16 protein-coding genes are annotated in these 17,863 nt (G+C 72.2%); 5 read left to right on the forward strand and 11 right to left on the reverse strand.

The features are described 5' to 3' along the window. Window positions 1-74: 74 nt before the first annotated feature. On the reverse strand, window positions 75-560 hold the full coding sequence (gene ybaK / locus ASF23_RS01380; protein ID WP_055947866.1) for a Cys-tRNA(Pro) deacylase: 486 nt from the start codon (window positions 558-560) through the stop codon (window positions 75-77). An 80-nt stretch (window positions 561-640) separates the two neighbouring features. Further along, window positions 641-934, reverse strand: a complete 294-nt coding sequence (locus tag ASF23_RS01385; protein ID WP_055947869.1) for a hypothetical protein — start codon at window positions 932-934, stop codon at window positions 641-643. A gap of 61 nt (window positions 935-995) precedes the next feature. Between ASF23_RS01385 and ASF23_RS01390 the strand changes: the two genes are divergently transcribed. Then, window positions 996-1,865 carry a hypothetical protein gene (locus ASF23_RS01390; protein ID WP_055947872.1) on the forward strand — a complete coding sequence of 290 codons (870 nt, stop codon included), beginning with the start codon at window positions 996-998 and terminating at the stop codon, window positions 1,863-1,865. Window positions 1,866-1,890: 25 nt separating this feature from the next. Next, complete coding sequence (locus ASF23_RS01395; protein WP_055947875.1) at window positions 1,891-2,745, forward strand: UbiA family prenyltransferase; 855 nt, start codon at window positions 1,891-1,893, stop codon at window positions 2,743-2,745. Between the two features lie 27 nt (window positions 2,746-2,772). Here the strand turns inward: ASF23_RS01395 and ASF23_RS01400 are convergent, their stop codons facing one another. After that, window positions 2,773-3,993 (reverse strand): FAD-dependent oxidoreductase, encoded by a 1,221-nt coding sequence (locus ASF23_RS01400; protein ID WP_055947878.1) that lies wholly within the window; start codon window positions 3,991-3,993, stop codon window positions 2,773-2,775. Window positions 3,994-4,313: 320 nt separating this feature from the next. Between ASF23_RS01400 and ASF23_RS01405 the strand changes: the two genes are divergently transcribed. Then, entirely contained in the window at window positions 4,314-5,702 is a 1,389-nt protein-coding gene (locus tag ASF23_RS01405) for an MFS transporter (protein WP_162236669.1), read from the forward strand. Between the two features lie 179 nt (window positions 5,703-5,881). Here the strand turns inward: ASF23_RS01405 and ASF23_RS01410 are convergent, their stop codons facing one another. From ASF23_RS01410 to ASF23_RS01430, 5 genes are all read right to left on the reverse strand, one after another. After that, complete coding sequence (locus tag ASF23_RS01410) at window positions 5,882-8,113, reverse strand: MSCRAMM family protein (protein ID WP_162236671.1); 2,232 nt, start codon at window positions 8,111-8,113, stop codon at window positions 5,882-5,884. Between the two features lie 152 nt (window positions 8,114-8,265). Continuing rightward, window positions 8,266-8,871, reverse strand: a complete 606-nt coding sequence (locus ASF23_RS01415) for an NUDIX domain-containing protein (RefSeq protein ID WP_326998984.1) — start codon at window positions 8,869-8,871, stop codon at window positions 8,266-8,268. 25 nt (window positions 8,872-8,896) lie between these two features. Then, window positions 8,897-9,847: an SGNH/GDSL hydrolase family protein gene (locus ASF23_RS01420; protein WP_055947886.1), complete on the reverse strand. Its 951-nt coding sequence runs from the start codon at window positions 9,845-9,847 to the stop codon at window positions 8,897-8,899. 197 nt (window positions 9,848-10,044) lie between these two features. Further along, window positions 10,045-10,401, reverse strand: a complete 357-nt coding sequence (locus ASF23_RS01425; RefSeq protein ID WP_055947889.1) for a PRC-barrel domain-containing protein — start codon at window positions 10,399-10,401, stop codon at window positions 10,045-10,047. Between the two features lie 154 nt (window positions 10,402-10,555). Continuing rightward, the gene (locus ASF23_RS01430; RefSeq protein ID WP_055947892.1) at window positions 10,556-11,593 is read right to left on the reverse strand and encodes a glycoside hydrolase family 16 protein; all 1,038 of its coding nucleotides are present in this window, start codon (window positions 11,591-11,593) and stop codon (window positions 10,556-10,558) included. 186 nt (window positions 11,594-11,779) lie between these two features. On the opposite strand from ASF23_RS01430, the gene ASF23_RS01435 reads away from it, so the two are divergent. Continuing rightward, entirely contained in the window at window positions 11,780-13,495 is a 1,716-nt protein-coding gene (locus ASF23_RS01435; protein ID WP_055947895.1) for an ABC1 kinase family protein, read from the forward strand. Window positions 13,496-13,627: 132 nt separating this feature from the next. Here the strand turns inward: ASF23_RS01435 and ASF23_RS01440 are convergent, their stop codons facing one another. The 3 genes from ASF23_RS01440 to ASF23_RS17645 all read right to left on the reverse strand — a co-directional run bounded on the left by ASF23_RS01440 (window position 13,628) and on the right by ASF23_RS17645 (window position 16,697). Then, window positions 13,628-15,514 carry a glycoside hydrolase family 2 protein gene (locus ASF23_RS01440; protein WP_055949048.1) on the reverse strand — a complete coding sequence of 629 codons (1,887 nt, stop codon included), beginning with the start codon at window positions 15,512-15,514 and terminating at the stop codon, window positions 13,628-13,630. Window positions 15,515-15,576: 62 nt separating this feature from the next. Next, window positions 15,577-16,512, reverse strand: coding sequence for an alpha/beta hydrolase (locus tag ASF23_RS01445; RefSeq protein ID WP_055947898.1), 936 nt, complete (start codon window positions 16,510-16,512; stop codon window positions 15,577-15,579). A 23-nt stretch (window positions 16,513-16,535) separates the two neighbouring features. Continuing rightward, window positions 16,536-16,697: a YqaE/Pmp3 family membrane protein gene (locus tag ASF23_RS17645; RefSeq protein ID WP_082473694.1), complete on the reverse strand. Its 162-nt coding sequence runs from the start codon at window positions 16,695-16,697 to the stop codon at window positions 16,536-16,538. 143 nt (window positions 16,698-16,840) lie between these two features. On the opposite strand from ASF23_RS17645, the gene ASF23_RS01450 reads away from it, so the two are divergent. Beyond that, window positions 16,841-17,782: a phosphotransferase family protein gene (locus ASF23_RS01450; protein ID WP_055947901.1), complete on the forward strand. Its 942-nt coding sequence runs from the start codon at window positions 16,841-16,843 to the stop codon at window positions 17,780-17,782. Window positions 17,783-17,863: the final 81 nt, after the last annotated feature.

Below are 17,863 nucleotides of genomic sequence, written 5' to 3' on the forward strand. Positions count from 1 at the left end.
TTCCCGGATGCCGTGCGAACTTGCGTCGAGGTGACTCAAGTCCATGAAACGAACCCTCGGCCGGGCGACGAGTGTCAGTCCCGGGCGATGGGCATCGTCGAGCCCGTCGTGATCCCGAGGAGGTCCGCCGGGGCGATCTCGATGTCGAACCCGCGGCGACCGCCACTGACGAAGATCGTCGGGTACGACGACGCCGACTCGTCCACGACGGTCCGCAACACGGTCCGCTGGCCGATCGGGCTGATGCCGCCGACGACGTAGCCGGTCCGTCGTTCCGCGAGTTCCGGCGCCGCGAGAGTCGCCTTCTTCCCGCCGACCATCGCTGCGATGCGCTTCAGGTCGAGCCGTCCCGCCACCGGGACCACCGCGACCACGAGCTCGTCGTCCACCTGCACGACGAGGGTCTTGAACACCTGCGCCTCGCGGAGACCGAGTGCGGCCGCTGCCTCCTCGCCGAAGTTCGTGGCGGTGTCGCGGTGCTCGTAGACGTGCGGCGTGTACGGGATGCCCGCCCGGTCGAGCGCGACCGTGGCCGGTGTCGACGGGGACGATGCGGTCATGGTGCGATCCTGCCGGTCCTGGATGCCCCCGCGGGGAGGGCGCGCGGGCATCCGGGACCTCGGACCGACCTGCGTGCGGCTCAGCCCTCCTGCTGCGGCCCGTCGTGCTCGGGGTCGTACTCGGTGCCGCGGCCCTGCTCGTCCTCGGGGAGCGGGTTCCCCGGCTCGGCCGACACCCCGCCGGCGTTCGTGGCGACGTAGTCCCGTTCGCCGGACATCGCGTCGTGGCTGACCGGCCTGGTGAGGTCCCCGCCGAGGACCGTGTCGTCGACCTGGTCCTGCTGCGAACCCTCCTGCTGCGAACCCTCCTGCCGGGGCGCTGCCGTGCTGCGGGGCGGACGGGGCTTGGGCTGGGGCTGTTCGACGTCGGACATCGTCCCTGCCTACACCGACGCCCGTTCCGAAGGACAGAATGAGCGAGGACAAAGGAGCAGCATGCCGGCCGATGACGACGGGACCTTGGGCACGGCTGAGCGCGCTCGCCTCGAGGCCGTCGCCTACGGCGCCGACTCGACACCCGAGGACGCGGCCGCCGCACGTGCGGCGCTCGCCGGCTCGGACGGTTCGCGGACGCGCCAGTCGGACCGGACGCGCCAACCGGACCGGACGCACCCGCGGGACCGGACGCGCCCGCCGGACCGAGCGGACCAGGCCGATCGACCCGGCCAGGCCCATCGAGCCGGTCAGCCCGATCAGCCGGCCGGTCGTGATCCCCTCGACGATGCGGCCCCCACGAGCACCACGCCCGAGCCCGAGCCCGTCGGCGGGCAGGGATCCCGTGTGCCGCCGGTCGTCCGCGGTGTGCTCCGGCGCGTCCGCGACCGTCGGACGCTGATCGGTGCGGCGCTCGTGGTGACCGTCGTCGCGGCGTTCGGCATCGGGGTCGGTGTCGGGTCGCTCGGGGGCCAGGACCAGCGGGCCGCCGCCGCGAGTGCGAGTGCGGCCGCAGCGGGATCGGTCACGCTCGGGGAGTACCTCGCGGCGCCGCAGACCTTCGCGGACCAACTGCCCGGCCAGATCATCGCGCCGGTCCGTCTGCACTCGACGCGGCTCGTCTTCACGAACCGATCGCTCTCGGCGGACGACTCGCAGACGCCGTGGGACGTGTACGCCGCGATCGGGAACGACGACGACGTGGTCTGTCTCATCGCCACGGCCGACGGACGCACGAGCAGCCAGTCGTGCTTCGCCCGGCAGGAGGCGCTCAGCGGGACCGTGGTGCTCGTCGCGCAGTCGGCGAGCGGGATCCTGGCGGTCCGGGTGTCAGCCGGCGTCGTCAGCGGACGGGTCGCGCCGACCCCGTGAGGCGGCGCGGTCGTAGGGTGAGGCGATGACCTCCCGGCTGCGACTCCTCGCGGCGTCCTCGCACCCGGGCCCCACCGTCGTCGTGACGGTGCTGGTGATCGTGCTGAGCGCAGCGCTCGGACACTCCCCCGGCCGGACTGCGGGCATCGCAGCGGTGGTGCTCGTCGGGCAGCTCTCGATCGGCCTCGCGAACGACTGGCTCGACGCCGATCGGGACCGCGCCGTCGGCAGGTCGGACAAGCCGGTCGCCCGTGGTCTGATCCCGGTGGAGACCGTGCGGACCGCTGCGCTCGTGTGCGCCGCGGTCACCGTGGTCGCGTCGTTCGCGTTCGGGCCCGCCGCGGGGATCGCGCACGTGGTGCTCGTCGGGTCCGGGTGGGCCTACGACGTCGTCCTCAAACGCACCGTCGTCTCGGTGCTGCCCTTCGTGGTGAGCTTCGGGCTGCTGCCGGCGGTCGCGACGCTCGCCGGGCCGGTCCCCGCGCTCCCGGCGACCTGGGCGCTCGTGACGGGGGCGGTGTTCGGCGTCGCGATCCACTTCACGAACGTGCTCCCCGACCTCGCCGACGACCGGGAGACCGGGATCGTCGGGCTGCCCCACCGCCTCGGACGTCGACCGACCGGGGTCGTCGCGTTCGCGGCGCTCGCGGTCGCCGCGGGTGCCGTGCTGCTCGGACAGACCTCGGGGCAGGAGGGAGTGCACGGCGGTGGCGCGGTGCTCGCGGTCACGGGCGCGGTCGTGACCTGGCTGCTCGCCGCCGTCGGGACGTGGACGGTGCTGACACGACCGCCGACCCGCGTGCTCTTCCGGCTCGTCATGGTGGCGTCGCTGGTGCTCGTGGTGCAGCTGGCGTTCTCCGGGTCGAGGCTGATCGGCTGACGCGGTGGACCCGGCGGGGCCACCCGGTCAGACGAAGCGCATCGCGTAGACGTTCGCCAGGAGACGGCCACCGGGGGGTGCGAGTACCACGCGGAGCAGTGCCTCACGCGCGGGCAGGAGCCGCGCGGACGTCGGTCGGCCGAGGGCCATGTTCCACTCCGCCTGACGAGCGGCGACCCGGGCCCGCCGGAGCTGCCGACCCTGGAACGCGGCGAGCTCGCGGACCGGCACCGTCCCTCCCGTCCGGACGGCAGCGATCAGCAGCGGGACCAGCGCGACCGCGTCCAGCCAGCCGAGGTTCATCCCCTGCCCGCCGATCGGGCTGATCTCGTGCGCGGCGTCCCCGACGAGCACGACCCGGTCGGTCACCGACCGGCGGACGATCCGGCGGTGCACCCGGAACGCGCTCGTCATCGTGGCGGTCGTGGGGTCCGGCTCGACCCCGGTGCGGTGGGCGACGATGCCCGCCAGGGTCGTCGCCGGCGCGGAGTCGCTGACCAGGTCCGGCGTCCAGGCGACGAAGCGGCGCACCCCGTCCGGCAGCGGGAACGACTCGACGACCCCGGCCGCACCGACGTCAACGACCGCCGCACGGTCCGCGCCCGTCGGGGTCGGCGTCGGATCGTGGAAGTCGCCCATCAGGTACGTGTCCGGGTAGGTGCGCCCGTCCGCCGGGACACCGAGCATCGTCCGGATCGCACTCCTGGCTCCGTCGGCGGCCACGACGAAGCGGGCCTCGACCACCTCGACCCCCTCGACCTCATCGACCACCGGGTCACCGGTCGTCGACGGCGACGGCGTCGTCGTCGTCGGCGTCGTCGTCACCACGACCCGGTCGCCTCGCTGCGCGATCCCGGACACCGTCCGCCCGACCCGGAGCGCCCCCGGCGCGATCGCGAGCAGACGTGCCCGGAGGACCGCCTCCGTCCGGTGCTGCTCGAGCGCCGCGACGAACGGCCAGCGCGGCGACGCAGCCGCGAACGAGAGCGTGCCGAGGGTCCGGCCCCGGCTCGTGGCGACACCACGCGCGACCCGGACCGCGGTCCGCAGGACCGGCTCGGCGGCGTCGACGAGCGCGAGCGCGTCGAGCCCCGGCGGGTGCATCCCGATCGCTCGAGAGCGCGTCGGCGGGTGTCCCCGCCGCTCGACGACCAGCACGTCGAGGCCGTCCTGCGCCAGCATCGCGCCGACGAGGAGCCCCACCGCGCCACCACCGACGACGAGCACGTCCACGCTCTTCACCGGCATTCCCGGAGCCTATGCCCTGCCGATGGGCACCGCCGCGCCGTTCCAACGATGGAGCGCTCCCAAACACCTCGATATTTCACAGCAGACACCCCGTTCGAGAGGTTGCGGCACCCCCGGGGGTGCGTGTCAGACTGGATGGAGCGCCCTCGCCGTGGAGTGGCTGGTTCATCCATCCCCGGGGCTTCCGAGCCTCGTCCCCGAGTCCGATCCACAGGCCCGAGTCCGATCCACACGCGAGCGCGTGCCGGCACCGACCCCGTCGATGCACGGTGTCGCGCGACGTCCCCGATCGTGCTCCGCCATGCCCGAGGAGGTCCGCAGTGTCCAGTTCCACCATGTCCAACCCGGTCGTGCACCCGCACACGCGGCCGATCACGCTCACCACGAACTCGATCGTCGGCATCGCCGTGCTCGGACTCGCGACGTTCTTCGCCATCACGACGGAGCTGATGCCCGTCGGACTCCTCGGCCCGATGAGCACGGACCTCGGTGTCAGCGAGTCCACCATGGGCATCGTCGTGACGGTCTACGCGGCCGCGGTGGCGATCCTCGCACTCCCCCTGACCTCCGCCACGGCGCGGATGCCCCGCAAGACCATCCTCGTCGCCACGCTCGTCGGCTACACGGTGTCGAACCTGATCATCGCGTTCGCACCGAACTTCGCCGTGGTGTGCGCGGGCCGGGTCGTCGGCGGTGTCGCCCACGCGCTGTTCTTCTCCGTCGCCTCCGCCTACGCCACGCGCATCGTGCCGCCCCGACTCGCCGGTCGGGCGATCGCGTTCGTCTACTCGGGCAGCTCGCTCGGCTTCGTCATCGGCGTCCCCGTCGCGACGAGTGTCGGTGAGCACGTGGGATGGCGGCTCGCGGTCGGTGGCGTCGCCGTGTGCGCGGCGCTCCTCGCTCTCGTCGCGGTGGTCTTCCTGCCGTCCGTGCACGGCGCGTCGTCCCCGCACATCGGGTCGCCCAGGGCCTGGGCCAGGACGGGGCTGCTCGCCGTCGTCGTGGCGGACCTCCTGCTCTTCGCCGGCCACTACGTCGTCTACACGTACGTCGGTCCCTACGCGATCGATGCCGGTCTCGGTTCCGGCATGGTGAGCGGCGCGCTCCTGGTCCTCGGGGCCACGGGCGTCATCGGGCTCTGGCTCGCCGGGATGTTCGTCGACCGAGCGCCGCGGCAGACGCTCATGGTCGCCGTCGCGGTGATGGCCACCGCGTTCGTGGCGCTGCCGTTCGTCCACGGGTCGCTCGTCGGCACGATGATCGTGGCCGGCGTCTGGATCGCCGCGAACGGCACGACGGGGACGCTGTTCATGGCCGCCGCGATCCGTGCCGGCGGGGTCAGCCCGGACATCGCCGGCGCGCTCGTGAACGGTGCGTCGAACATCGGGATCGCGGGCGGGGCGTTCGTCGGCTCGCAGGTCATCGGACTGTCCGGCCTCCAGGCGCTGCCCGTCGCGGCAGCGGTGATCGTCCTCGGCTCGCTCGGCGTCGTCGTCGGGGCGCGGCGGGGCTTCCCGGTCGCCGGCCACACCCAGCCGACGCTGTCGACCACCTCGATGGAGGTCGTCACCTCCTCGCTCGCGGTCGTCACGACATCTGTACCGACCATCACCCGCGGCATCCGGACGCTCACCGGGTCGGTCGCCACCGTCACCGGTTCGGTCGCCACCGCCACGGGGTCGCATCGCACGCACCGGGCCCGCGGGTAGCGCTCCCCGCGGGTGGGGACTGCGCTCCGGCAGACGCACGCGCACGGTCCAGTGAGCGCTGGCGACGGGGCTCGGCGCAGCAGCAGACAGACGGACTGGAGGCCCGGTGCCGGTCGCAGGGACCGGCACCGGGCCTCCGGTGCGGACGTCGGGACACCGCTCGCGCGGGCGGACCGGCGTCAGTCGTGCAGCTGGTCCCGCTGCCGCCGCGAGCGGACCGCGCGGGACACCAGGAACACGATGCCCATCAGGACGAGCAGCCCGCCGCCGACGAGGACCGGCACCGGGTTCGAGCCGGTGAAGGCGAGCAGCCCTCCGGGCTCCTGCGTCACACCCGGGGTCTGACCGGTCGGTGTCGGGGTGGTCGGGGTCGGCGTGGCCGTCACCGCGGCGACGACGAACGCGATCGGGGTCCCGCTGCCGGACGCCGGGGTGGTGACGCTCTGGGCGCCCGCCCCGGCCGTGGTGACGCGGTAGTCCGTGGACGGCGCCAGACCCTCGAGCACGAAGGTGCCGTCGGACCCGGTCGTCGCCGTGACCGCGTCACCGTCGGCCGCGTCGACCGGGGTCGCAGTGACGGGCTGGTCCGCCACCGGCGCCCCGGCAGAGTCGGTCACCGTCCCCGGCTGGGACACGGTGGCGACCGGTGTCGTGAACGCGAAGTCGACACCCGTCACGTCTGCGGCCGTGGCGTCGGCGGTCTTCGTCGCCGGACCGGTCGCGCCGGTCGGCGGGGTCACCCGGACGGTGTAGCTCGCCTGCGACTGGTCGGCGAACGCGTAGGTGCCGTCGGCCGCCGTGGTCGTCGTGGCGACGACCGCGCCGTCGGTGTCCAGCAGGTCGACGGTCAGGTCCGGGGCCGCCACACCGTCGAGCTGCACGGTGCCGGAGACGGTCCGGTCCGCGGGAGCGAGGACCGGCGCCGCCGTGAACGCGAACGGCACGGCGACGTCCCCCACGGTCGCGTCGGCGGGCAGCGTCGTCGGCTCGGTGGACCCGTCCGGCCGGTTGACGACGCGGACCTGGTAGGTGCCGCGTGGGACGGCGGGGAACGCGTACGTGCCGTCGACCGCGGTGACGGTGGTGGCGATGACCGCTCCGGTACCGTCGAGCAGCTCGACCGGCGTGCTCGCGACCCCGGTGCCGTTCAGCTGCACCGATCCGGAGACCACCGCGGTCTCGACCGCCGCAGGCTGTACCTCGATGGCGGGTGCGGTGGTCGGGACGCCCGCCGCGCCGGTCGTCACCGTCACGGGAGTGCCGCCGTCGACGGAGACCGCGACGTCGGATTCCGGCGGCAGGTCGGACACGACGTAGACGCCGTCCGAGTTCGTGGTGGTGTCGACCGGGGCGCTCCCCGGGGGTGTCACGGTGACGGGCAGGTCGGCGATCGGGGCACCGGCGTCGTCCACCACGGTGCCGATGATCGACGTGGTGGCGGGCGGCGAGGTGAACGGGAAGTGCACCCGGGCGTCACCCGCGCCGAGGGACGCCGTTCCGGGCGAGACCTGCTCCGGGTCCGCGACACCGGGCGGAGCTGTCACGGCCACCCGGTACCCGTCGATGCGCACGAGCTCGGGGAACGAGTAGGTGCCGTCCGCTCCGGTCGTGGTGGTGTAGACGGTGCCGCGCGGCGCGGTGGCCGAGACCGTCGCCCCGGCGATCGGAGCACCGTCGAGGGTCGCCTTTCCGGTGATCGCCGCGGTGGAGTCGGCGAACCAGGTCTGGTACACGGGGAACCCGGAGCGACGCTCGAACGAGATCGTCAGCGTCGACAGCGGCACGTTCGGGCTGAACCACGCGGTCGCGCCGGAGGTGTCCGCCGCGGCGGTGTTGCCCGTGAGCGTGCTCGTCGCCGGGTCCCACGTGGGGGTGTCCGAACCCGGGGTCGGGTCCGCGGTCGTCTTCGGGCAGGACCAGCCGCCGGTGGTCACCGTGGAGCAGGAGTTGTAGGTGCTCTGGAACCCGAGCGCCGCAGCGGGCACCGCGGCACCGTTGGCGTCGGTCGCGGTGATCGTGGCACGGTCGGCGTCGACGTCCCCGAGGACGAAGGACCAGCCGCCACCGGGCGTCGGGTCGGCGAAGGTGTAGGTGGTCACGGACGGCGCTCCGGCACGGTCGGCGAGCGGCCGTTGGTTGATGTAGCTCTGGCCCTTCGAGGTGCCGTACACCGCGCCCGGGCCGGTCCCCGCGCTCTGCCAGGTCGACGCCCCGCTGATCACCTGGGTCTGCCGGGAGTTCGACGTGAAGGTCGTCTCCGGGAACCCCGGGAGCGACATCGAACCGGCGTAGTCGGTGTTCGTACCGGTGACTTCGAACGCCCCCCAGTGTTCGGTCGTCTCGGCCTGTGCCCCGGTCGCGCCACCGAGGGCGAGAGCGCCCCCGAGCGCGAGCGTGGTGAGTGCTGTCATCGCGGTCCGCAGACGCCGCATCCTGACTCCTGTGCTGATCGGCCGAGCCCCTGACGACCCCGCGGGTGAGCAGACGGCGCCCCTGCAGCGCTGCCCTACCGCCCACACTACCGATCCCGCTGTCCGGCGCACAGAGGGCGCCGGGATCGGCGTCAGGGCTCGCGGTCGGCTCGGGCTGCGTCGTCCGCGAGCAGCGCCACGAGTGCGTCGAGCGCGGCGACCTGGCCGGCCACCACGAGCGCGCGGGCATCGTGCAACGGGACCCAGCGCGCGTCGTCGACCTCGGGGAAGTCCACGAACCGCCCGGACCCCCGTGGGAGCTCCAGCGCGAACGTCGCACTCCGGACACGCTCCACCTCGAGCGCCGACGCCGCCGCGAACACCACCACCCGCTTGCCGGACGACTGGCGGAACGTCCCGAGCTCGCGGTACGACACATCGGGCGCCGGAACGCCGATCTCCTCGGCGAACTCGCGGGTGGCCGCGACGAACGCGTCCTCCTCGCTGCCGTCCGGCAGGGTCTCGAGCTCCCCCTTCGGGATCGACCACGCGCGCGGGCGCGAGCGCCAGAACGGACCGCCCATGTGGGCGATGAAGACGTCGAGGGCCGTGCCGTCTCGGCCGTCGTCGGACGTGACCGGACCGTCGGAGGCGGGGCGTGCCTCCCGTCCGTCGGCGGCCGCGCCGTTCCGGTACAGCAGCAGGCCTGCGCTCGTCACCACGGCGTGCTCGCGCTCGCGCTCGCGGGGCGCTCGCAACAGGTCCTCGTCATGACGCGCTCCGTCACCGCGTGGCGAGGAGCGCGACGACCGCGGCGGTCCGCTTCGTCAGGTACGCGACGCCGGCTGCGTTCGGGTGCAGTGCGCCCGGCTCGAGGTCGACCTCGCGCATGCCCGTGGACGCGGACAGGGTGACACCGGCGACGAGCGCGCGCTTCGTGGCGCACGCGCTCCGGGCCTCCGTCGTGGTGAACGTCGAGACGTAGGTGGCACCGGCGTCGGTCGCCGCGGCCTCGGTGACGGCGTCGAGTCGCGCCTGCACCCCGTTCAGGTACGCCGTGTCCGTCGTGGTGAACGGGAAGGAGTCGCTCGGGAAATCGCCGGCGATGCTCGCGGCGTCGAGCGCCGAGCGGAAACACCCGTGCTTCGGCGTGTTCGCACGGTCCGGGAAGATCGCCGGGTAGCCCACCACGACGACCTCGGCGTCCGGAGCCCGCTTGGTGATCGCCCGGAGCGCCCGGACGATCCCCCTCGACACCGGCCCGTCGATCTTCGCCGCGAGGGTGTCCACGCCGTCGCGGACGAGGGTCGACCGGCAGTTCGCCGCATCACGGCCGGAGAACACCGGGCCCGTCGCGGACAGCGCCAGGCACGCCGACGCCGTGCCGAAGAGGTCGGCGTCGTTCCCACCGATCGAGATGGTCACGAGCCGGGTGTCCGGACCGAGCGCTCGGATCTGCGGCGGCGCACCGGCCTGCGATCGGGACACGACGTTCGCGGTGGTGGCCCCGGCGCAGGAGACGTCGGTGAGGTCGAGGTCGAAGCGCTTCGCGAGGCGGTGCGGGTAGTCGTCGGCGGACTGCCCGCACGCGGCGACCGGCAGCTTCGTCTGCTTCGGCAGGCCGTAGCCGGCGGCGTAGGAGTCGCCGAGGGCCACGTACTCCGAACCGACGGGGAGCCGAGCGCGGCTCGTCCCGACTGCCCGGGTGGTGTCGGCGGCAGCGCTCGCGGGCACAGCTGAGGTCAGGAGCAGTGCGACCGTCGTCAGCGCGATGGTGACGACGAAGAGGGCACGACGGAGCAGAGCGGGTCCTTCCGGAGGTGTCGGGAGGACGATTCTAGCGCTGCAGGGCCGACGCGCCCTCGCTCGGTGCCGGGCGGGCCGGCGCGGTGCGGGCCGGTGCGGTGCGGGCCGGCGCGGTGCGGTGCGGGTCAGCGACGACCGAGTCGGCGCTCTCCCCCGCTGCCCGTGCGGTACTCGAGGCCGTAGTGCTGGAAGAGCTCGGGCTCGAGCGAGGCGTCGAGCTCACCGTCGGTGGGGATCGACGGCGCGTCCTTGATCAGCTTCTTGTCCGCGATCACCTTGAGGTGCTTCGGCGTGACGACCGATCCCGCGAGCGGGACGAACACCAGCCGCGAGCGACCGATGATCCCGATGGTGACCGACGCGAAGGCCGGATCACTCGTCGCGGTGTCGAAGTAGATGCTCTCGAGCGTGCCGACCTTGTCGTCGGACTCGTCGACCACGGGCGACCCGATCCAGTCGCGGATGTTCTCTGCTTCGAACACGGCTGTTCCTCCCACCGGGCGGTCAGGGCCGCATCGGTACACCCGACCGTATCGGCCGGAGGTCCCGCGCGCTCAGTTCGAGGCCGGAGGTCCCGCGCGTTCAGTTCGAGGCCGGAGGTCCCGCGCGCTCAGTTCGAGGCCGGAGGTCCCGCGCTCAGTTCCAGATCGAGATCCAGTCGATGTCGACGTGCCCGGACGTCGACGTCGGGACGGTGCCCTGGCCGATGAACGTCTCTGCCTGCAGCGTCACCCGCATCGGCTTCGTCGGCACGGCGTTCGGCACCGAGGCGACGAGCGCGCCGTCCCAGTAGAACCGCACCGCCGTCCTGTCCCACTCGGTGGTCGCGACGTGCCAGTCTGCCTGCGTGGTCGCGGCGAACTGCTGCGTCGACGGCATGAAGGTCATGGCGCCGTTCGAGTAGGACCCGGGCACCGCGCTGACCGGACGGACCTTGCCGCCGAGGTCACCCTCGGGCCAGTCGATCTCGCCCTCGTTCCAGTTGTCGCTCGACGGCCAGAACATCCCGACGAACTTGTAGCCCTTCGCGACGTCGGTCTTGTACCGGATCGACACCCGCCCCGTCGTGTGCGCGGCGTACCCGTCGGGCATGATCGTCGAGACGAGGGGCTGGTTGTTCTCCGAGTGCAGGAAGAAGTCGAGGCTGCCATCGGACACACTGAGCACCTTGTTCGGCGCGTAGAGCCCCTGCCCGCTCGTGTCCCGCTGTCCGTCGTAGGCCTTGATCGTCGGGTAGGTCGAGAGCACCGAGCCGAGCGGGGCGTTCTTCGTGAAGTCCTCGGCGTACGACTGCACCCAGGTGCGACCGTTCGCCGTGACGCTGCCGACCGGCATCGCGGTCAATGGACTCGTCCCGACGCCGGACCCGGACGTGGGAGCTGCGGTCGGCGATGCGGACGCGGTCGGCGAGGCCGTCGCGGTCGGGGACGCCGGCACGGTCGGCGTGGCCGAGGCGGTCGGCGTGGCGGACGGTGTCGGGAGCGACGTCGGGAGCGTGCCGTCGAGGTTGGCCCAGACCGGGTCGACCCGGACGACGTCGGCGCTGCTCGTGACCCCCAGCGCGGAGGTGTCGGCGGTCGCGCTGCCGGTCCCGAGCGACACGGCGAGCCACACCGCGCCGAGGACGACCGGCGCGACGACGACTGCGACCCTCCGTGAGCGTTTGACGACCACGATGAACTCCTGAACCCCCGTGCGATCTGCACGTTTCCCTGGCGTCAAGAACACCAGGTGCCCTGTCCCCCGGCATCCCCCACTGCGAGTGCCCCCGGTCCGAGGCACACCGTGATCCGGGGTTCTCAGCGTCCCCGGACGCCCCGCTCGCAGCCGCCTCCCGGACGTCCGGACCAGACTGAGGAAGTGCCCGCTGCCCGAGCTGCCTCCCTCCCGAAGATCGGTGACTTCGTCGCAGACGGCGCACCGGCCGACGCCGGTTCGCTCCGCGCCAGGGGCCGGCGGTTCGCCGAACTCCTCCGCATCGCCCGGCGGCACGGGCTGCTCCCGTTCCGGAAGCTCGACTTCACCAGGGACCCGGCGACGAGCGAGCTCCGTGCACGGCAGGCAGAGGGGCTCCGACGTGGGCTCGAGGAGGCCGGCGGCGCGTTCGTGAAGATCGGGCAGCTCCTCTCCACGCGTGACGACCTGCTCCCCGACGAGTGGATGACGGCTCTCGCGCACCTGCAGCGGAACGTCGCTCCCGCGTCGTGGGACTCGGTCGAGGCGCTGTTGGTCACCGATCTCGGTGCACCGATCCACGAGGTGTTCCGGACCTTCGACGTCGAACCGGTCGCTGCCGCGTCGATCGCGCAGGTGCACCGCGCGACGCTCCGCGACGGACAGAGCGTCGCGGTCAAGATCCAGCGGCCGGGGATCGTCGCGGTCGTCAAGCGGGACGTCGACATCGCGCTCCGCGTCACACGCTTCCTCGCCAGGACGTCCCCGCAGGCCCGTCGCCTCGGTGTCGAGGACGTCGCGGCGCAGTACGCGGACGACCTCGTCCGCCAGGTCGACTTCCGGCTCGAGGCGGTCAACCTCGCTGCCCTCCGCTCGACACAGGCGAAGAGCCCGAGGGCCGATGAGCTCCGCCTCCCGGAGCTCCACGAGTCGCTGTCGACCGGACGCGTGCTCGTCATGGAGTACGTCGAGGGCGAGACGCTGAGCGCCGTCCGGCAGAACCGCAGCGCACCCGCGGGCCTCGAGGCGACGATGCGCACGATCCTCCGGGCGTTCATCCGGCAGGTCGTGTTCGACGGCGTCTTCCACGCCGACCTGCACCCGGGCAACATCCTGCTCACCGACGACGGCCGTCCCGCGCTCGTGGACTTCGGGTCGGTCGGCCGGCTCGACATGAGCCTCCGCGAGACGGTCCAGGAGCTCCTGATCGCGTACCTGCAGTCCGACACCAGGCGGATCGCGGACTCGGTGCTCATGATGGCGCCACTCCCCGACCCGAACCAGGAACCGGGGTTCCGGCGGGATCTCGCCACGTTCGTGACGTACCACCTCGGCCCGGGGTCGCGCGTCGGGATCGACACCGTGGACGCCGCGGTGGAGGTCTTCGCGCAGTACGGCATGGCCGTTCCGGCGGACTTCGTGGCTGCCGGTCGGGCGTTCGCGATCCTCGACGGCACCCTCCGGTCGCTCGTACCGGAGTTCGACCTGCTCGAGGAGTCGAAAGCGCTCGCCGGGGAACAGGCGGGCGACCAGCTCACCGTGAAGAACGTCCGTGACCTCGTCCTCCGCGAGGTCCTCGGTGTCCTCCCCGGCATCCGACGACTCCCCCGCCGGATCGACCGGATCGGCGAGGCACTCGAGTCGGGCACGCTCAACGTCAACGTCCGGCTGCTCGCGGACCGGCGGGACCGGCGACTGCTCGTCGGGATCGTCCGACAGGTGCTCCTCGGTGCGGTCGGGGCCGGGTTCGGCGTGCTCGCGCTCGTCTACCTCGCGATGCCGCAGCCCGAGCCGCGCGGTGCGATCGGCACGGCGACGGTCGGCGTCGTGCTCATGATCGCCGCGGTGGTCGCGCTCGGCGCCGCGGTCGTCGACGTGGTACGGACGCGCTCGCGGAGCTGAGCCCGCCATCCGCACCGGACAGTGCGGACGGGAGGAACGCCACGCGTGGACCGCACCAGGTGCGGTCCGACGTGTGGTCGGCCCGTGCCTCCCGTCCGTCACCGGATGCCGGCGGACCGCCGGCCCGCGCGCTCAGTCGCGCTGCTCGTAGGCCGCCGGTGTGACCTGCACCGCCCGGACGCGCTCCAGGTCGAACTTCGGGTTCCGGTCGAAGTCGTAGATGCCGTTCTCCTCCTGGAACACGTCGGTGAGCTGCGTGTAGCAGTACCCGAACATGTCCGGGTTCTCGAGGAGCACCCGGGTGAGGCCCTCGAAGCGGGCGTGCCACTCCTCCACCCCGGCGACCCGCTGACCGTAGCCCCACGAGGTCTCGCGGTTCGGGTCGTCCGACTCCTCCTGTGCCCGCGCGGCGTTCCACCAGATCCCGCCGTACTCCGAGACGAAGTAGGGCTGCCCGATGTACGGGTACGAGATCGGGTTCGCGTGGTCCTCGGTCGGGAAGTGCTCGTCGTTCGTGTACGGCCGACCGTCCGCGAGCCCGGCCTGCTCCGTCCGGAACGCCGCCGGGTCCTGCTCGTACGAGTGCGAGTCGTAGACGTCGACGTCGCGGACCCGGTGGGAGTACCCGGAGGCGTCGATGACCGGTCGGGTCGGGTCGGCGGCCTTCGTCGCGAGGTACATGCCGAGCGTCACGTCGTCGAGCAGCGTGACACTGTCGTGGAGCGCCTGGTGCGTCTCGTTCATCGGGCACCAGCCGATGATCGACGGGTGGTTGCGGTCGCGGCGCAGCACCTCGAGCCACTCGGTGATGAACGACGCCGTCGGCTCCTGGTTGTGTCCGACGGGGCCGCGGCCGGAGACGCCCCAGTCGCCGAACTCGCCCCAGACCAGGTAGCCCATCCGGTCGGCGTGGTGGTAGAAGCGTTCCTCGAACACCTTCTGGTGGAGGCGTGCGCCGTTGAATCCCGCCGCCATCGAGAGCTCGATGTCGCGCTGGAGTGCGGCGTCGTCGGGCGAGGTCATCAGGGTGTCCGGCCAGTACCCCTGGTCGAGCACGAGACGCTGGAACACCGGCTCACCGTTGATGAGGATGCGGTTGCCGTCGATCGCGACGGAGCGGAGGCCGGCGTAGGAGACGACCTCGTCGACGGGGGCGTCGGGGTCCGCGGGGTCGACCAGGCGGACGGTCAGGTCGTAGAGGTGCGGGTCCTCCGGCGACCAGAGGCGCACCCGGTCCTCGGGGATCGACAGCGTCAGGCGTGGCGCGAGGTCGTCCGCCGCGATCCGGCGGGTCACCACCTCGCCGGTGGCGTCGGAGAGCGTCGCCTCGACCTGGAGGCCGGCGGTGCGATGGGAGAGGTCGGCCGTGACCAGGAAGCTCGAGTCCGCACGCTGCGGCACGACATCGAGCGCGCGGATGTGCGCCCTGGGCACCGGCTCGAGCCAGACGGACTGCCAGATACCGGTCGTCCGCGTGTAGTTGCACCCGGTGTTCTCGAACCAGGTCGCCTGCTTGCCACGGGCCTGCGGCTCGGTCGGGGTGTCCCTCGCCCGGACGACGATCGTCGCCTCGGTGCCGGGGGTGACGACGCCCGCGAGCGACGCGGTGAACGAGCTGAACCCGCCGCGGTGCCGGGCGACCTCGACGTCGTCGACCCACACGGTGGCGTCGTGGTCGACCGCGCCGAAGTGCAGGAGGACGTCGCGCCCGGCCCAGTCCGCCGGGATCTGCACCGTGCGGCGGTACCAGACGGCGTGCAGGAAGTCGGTGTCCTCCACGCCGGACGCCTTCGACTCGGGGGCGAACGGCACGAGGATCTCCCCCGCGAGCTCGCGGGTGCGGAGGCCACGCTCGAGGCCGGAGTCCCCGCGGTCGATCTCGAACTGCCAGGTCCCGTTGAGGGTGAGCCAGTCGGGACGGACCAGCTGCGGGCGCGGGTGCTCGGGCTTCGGGACGGTGGGGGTGGTGCTGGTGCTGGTGCTGGTGGGGGTGGTGCTGGTCGGGGTGGGCTGCGTCATCGCGTCCTCTTCGTCGGGTGCCGGACGTTCGTGCATCGATGCACGAACGGCGTCCGACGACGCTACCGAGGCCTCCGCGTCGGTGCAAGGAGATGCTCGATCGCGCTGGCCGTGACGTGGTCCGGCATCTCGTGACCACCGTCGAACATGTCCGCGGTGAGCACGCCCGGTCGGAAGGCGTCGAGGGCCACGCGGACGCCGTCGAGCGGGAAGAGCCGGTCGTCCCGACCCGCCGCGACGAACACGGGCTGGTCGATCGCCGCAGCGATGAGCGGGACATCCCCGGCTGCCGCCAGTCCCGGCACGAACCACGCCGGGTTGTGCGCGATCCTGGCCGTCTCGAACGATGCCAGTGTCCCGAGTCCGCAGCTCACGACACCGCGGGTGAGTCGGTCGTCCACGGCCAGGGCGAACAGTGCGACCTGCCCGCCGAGCGAGTGCCCGATGATCCCGAGCTCCGCGAAGCCGGTGCCGGTGCCGGTGCCGGTGCCGGTGCCGGTGCCGGTGCCGATCGTCCACGACGTCACCGTGGCGATGTCGAGCGTGTGCTTCGCCTGCAGACTGCTGCCGTCCGCCACGCGGTGGAACGCGTCGAGTCGTTCGTCGGCAGCCGGGTCGTCTGACCAGTCCCGGCGGCGCTCCTCGAACCCGACGAGGTCCGGCATCACGACCCGCGCACCCCGCCGAGCGAGCGCGACGCCGGACGCCAGCGCGGGGTCGCCGGCCAGTCCGGCCGGCTCGCTCTTGCCGATCCCGAAGTCGTCCGCGTGCTGGTGCACGGCGATGACGTCGATGCCGACCTGCTCGTCCGGAGTGAGCACCAGGCACGGGACGGTGTCCCCGTCGACCGTGTCGAGCTCGATGCGGTTCCACCGGATCCCGTCAGCCGACCGGAGGTGTTCGCTGCGGACGGCGCGCGGCTCGAGCGATGCGGGCGACGGCAGCGCGAGGAGTTCGAGGAGCCGCCCCCGTGCGTCCTCTCCGGCGACCGGCGCCATCTCCGGCAGGTCCGGAGCTCGGATCAGTCCTTGACGATCCGGTAGATGCCGTAGATCACGCCGGGGATGTGCCCGAGCAGCTGGAGCAGGAACGCCCAGAGCACGTGGATGCTGAGGCCCTCGTTCAGCAGCACGGCGATGAACGGGAAGAAGAAGCAGAGGACGATGAGCAGTGTCTTGCGCATGGTGGTGACTCTCTCGTTGCGGTCGGACCGACATGTTCTCACGCGGGCACGGACACCGTCCGCGGTCGGCGCCAGGCGGCCAGGCGGAGCATGCCGGCCACGAGCCCGCGACGCTGGATCCAGATGCAGGTAGCGTGACGGGGATGACCGGGTCGGAGGGCTTGACTGCAGCCGTCCGTGCGTTGAACGCAGACGGATCGGGATGGGTCCTGGGCGAACGTCTCGCCGGCGGCGTCCAGTCCGGTGCGTGGCGTCTCGATGGACCGGGTGGCTCGACCGCCGTCCTGAAGGTCGCGCAGACGGCCGACTGGTCCGCCCAGGTCCTCCGCGCTGCCGAAGCGGTCCGAGCGGTCCGGAGAGGCGGCTACCCGACACCCGACTGGCTCGCCACAGGGACGACGGCGAGCGGACTCGCCTACCAGGTGCAGGACTTCGTGCCCGGCCGGTCGATCGAGGTCGTCGACAGATCGTGCGCAGAAGCGTTGGTCCAGGTCATCGAGCAGCAGCACGGGCTCGATCCGGACCCGGATCGATGCTGGAACGACCACCTGGCCGTCGAACGTCGACGTGGAATCGACCGATTCCGAGCTGCGACAGACATCGGCGGTGGTTCTGGATCGGCCCTGATCGACCGATGCCGGGAACTGGCCGTCGAGGCCGAGCAGGTCGACTGGCCCCGCCGCGACATGGTGCACGGAGACTTCCGACCCGCCAACGTCCTCGTGGACCGGTCGGGCATCCCAGGGGACGTCACGGTCACCGCTGTTGTCGACATCGAGGCGATCGGGAGCGGCACGCGTGCGTTCGACTACGCCACCCTGCTCACAGCACCACGGATCGAACCCGACGCATTCGAGCTGATCGTCCGTGCCGGCTCTGCCTCCGCGCCCGTCGAGGTCTTCCGGGCATGTGTCTCCCACGTCTTCCTCGATCTCGTCCGGTTCATCGCTCGTGTTCCTGGCGTCGCGGACTCGGACCGGGACCGGGAGAGACGCCGGGTGGACACCATTCGGCAACTGGCCGCTCGCGCCGACCGCATCGCGACCGCGACGTCACCGGGAACGATCCGGGTGTCGTCGTGCTGATCGTCGTCTCTGGCGAAAGCCTCGTCGCGTGAACGCGTCCGAGCTGACCCGGCCCTCCGGCATCGGCGCGGGCACCCCACC

It is taken from the genome of Curtobacterium sp. Leaf261, assembly GCF_001422205.1.
Taxonomy (GTDB): Bacteria; Actinomycetota; Actinomycetes; order Actinomycetales; family Microbacteriaceae; genus Curtobacterium.

Excerpts from the sequence above, each read along its gene's own strand:
- ybaK (WP_055947866.1), bottom strand. The coding sequence starts at position 560 with ATGACCGCATCGTCCCCGTCGACACCGGCCACGGTCGCGCTCGACCGG.
- ASF23_RS01385 (WP_055947869.1), bottom strand. The coding sequence starts at position 934 with ATGTCCGACGTCGAACAGCCCCAGCCCAAGCCCCGTCCGCCCCGCAGC.
- ASF23_RS01390 (WP_055947872.1), top strand. The coding sequence starts at position 996 with ATGCCGGCCGATGACGACGGGACCTTGGGCACGGCTGAGCGCGCTCGC.
- ASF23_RS01395 (WP_055947875.1), top strand. The coding sequence starts at position 1,891 with ATGACCTCCCGGCTGCGACTCCTCGCGGCGTCCTCGCACCCGGGCCCC.
- ASF23_RS01400 (WP_055947878.1), bottom strand. The coding sequence starts at position 3,993 with ATGCCGGTGAAGAGCGTGGACGTGCTCGTCGTCGGTGGTGGCGCGGTG.
- ASF23_RS01410 (WP_162236671.1), bottom strand. The coding sequence starts at position 8,113 with ATGACAGCACTCACCACGCTCGCGCTCGGGGGCGCTCTCGCCCTCGGT.
- ASF23_RS01440 (WP_055949048.1), bottom strand. The coding sequence starts at position 15,514 with ATGACGCAGCCCACCCCGACCAGCACCACCCCCACCAGCACCAGCACC.
- ASF23_RS01445 (WP_055947898.1), bottom strand. The coding sequence starts at position 16,512 with ATGGCGCCGGTCGCCGGAGAGGACGCACGGGGGCGGCTCCTCGAACTC.
- ASF23_RS17645 (WP_082473694.1), bottom strand. The coding sequence starts at position 16,697 with ATGCGCAAGACACTGCTCATCGTCCTCTGCTTCTTCTTCCCGTTCATC.
- ASF23_RS01450 (WP_055947901.1), top strand. The coding sequence starts at position 16,841 with ATGACCGGGTCGGAGGGCTTGACTGCAGCCGTCCGTGCGTTGAACGCA.